Origin of the sequence: Nocardiopsis lucentensis DSM 44048 (assembly GCF_000341125.1) — a bacterium.
Taxonomy (GTDB): domain Bacteria; phylum Actinomycetota; class Actinomycetes; order Streptosporangiales; family Streptosporangiaceae; genus Nocardiopsis; species Nocardiopsis lucentensis.
Genome location: NZ_ANBC01000902.1, coordinates 1 through 1,566 on the forward strand (window position 1 = coordinate 1; position 1,566 = coordinate 1,566).

General features: G+C 67.0%; 2 protein-coding genes. Both read right to left on the reverse strand.

Features of this window, described 5'->3' with window-relative positions; genetic code table 11:
* The coding region (locus D471_RS0130680) for a TerC family protein (protein WP_017602149.1) at positions 1-923 on the reverse strand (923 nt) is incomplete at its 3' end.
* A gap of 319 nt (positions 924-1,242) precedes the next feature.
* Positions 1,243-1,566: glycosyltransferase family 4 protein (locus tag D471_RS0130685; RefSeq protein ID WP_017602150.1), on the reverse strand; the 324-nt coding region annotated here is incomplete at its 5' end.

Here is a 1,566-nt window from a genome sequence, read left to right on the forward strand (position 1 = left end):
GCCATGAGGCCGATGATCACGGTCAGCGAGGTGCCGATGCCGATCTCCGGGGCGTGCACGCCGTTCTCGTGCAGCGCGTGCAGGATCATCTTCACACCGATGAAGACCATGATCGCGGACAGGCCCCAGCTGATGTAGACGAGCTTGTCCATGAGACCGGCCAGCAGGAAGTAGAGCTGGCGCAGACCCAGCAGCGCGAAGGCGTTGGCGGTGAAGACGATGTAGGCGTCCTGGGTCAGCCCGAAGATGGCCGGGATCGAGTCGACCGCGAAGACGAGGTCGACGACGCCGATGGCGACGATGACCAGGAGCATCGGGGTCACGTGCCGCCTGCCGTCCAGCTTCACGGTCATGTGCGCGCCGTGGTAGTCGTCGGTGACCGGCCAGAAGCGCTTGACCAGGCGCACGGCCGGGTTCTGGGTGAAGTCCTTCTCCTCCTCGTCACCCTTCACGTGGTCACGGACGATCTTGTAACCGGTGTAGATGAGGAAGGCGCCGAACAGGTAGAAGACCTCGCTCCAGGCGTTGATCACCTGCGCGCCGAGGATGATGAAGAAACCGCGCATGACGAGCGCGATGACGATGCCGATGAGCAGGACCTCGTGCTGGTACTTCCGGGGCACCGCGAAGGCGCCCATCAGGAGGTAGAACACGAAGAGGTTGTCGACGCTCAGGCTCTTCTCGGTGATGAACCCGGCGAAGTATTCCGCGCCGGCGGTCGAACCGCCGAAGTACATCAGGCCGAAACCGAACAGGACGGCCACACCCACGTAGAAGGCCGCCCACCAGGCGGCCTGGCGGACCCCGAACTCCTTCGGGCCGCTCTTCTTGCTCCAGGGGTGGTCGACGATGGCCAGGTCGATCGCCAGGACGGCGACCATACCCAAAATGGTGACGGCCCAGACCCACAGGGGAACGCTCACGGTCGGAAACTCCTCCGGTCGGTGCGCGCGGGAGCACTGCGCGCACGTCGAACTACCGGAGGTCTCTCCCGTTCGCCCGACGTCGGCACGAACCGACGGAACCGGGAACACGACACTGTGCTCCGTGATGACGGCCCCGCCGCGACAGGGATACTCCCCTCACGTGACATACGAGGGTACCGAGGCACACCTCACGACATGAGTGCGAAACCCGGCCCGCACCCAGCATGTCATCAAATACCCACGGAGGGAAGTCGGCCACAGGGTGGCGTTCACCATGCACCGGGGTTCGGAGCACGTCCCAGACCCCGCCGGCACGTCAGACGCCCCGACGCGCGACCGCCGCGTACACGCCCTCGGCCGCCGCCACCGCGTCCTCCTCCGTCGGCAGGTTCCGGGCCGCCGCACGCGCGCGCACACGCAACTCCCCGGCCAACTCCGGCTCGTCCAGCACCCGCCCGACCGCCGCCGCCAGGGCACGCGGGTCGTCCGGCGGCACCATGAGCACCGTCCCCGTGTACAGGTCAGGGATACCGCCCACCCGCGTGGCCACGACCGGCAACCCCGCCCGGAGCGCCTCCATGATCACCAACGACGGCCCCTCCCACCGGCTGGACAGACAGAACACGTCCGCCGCCGCCAA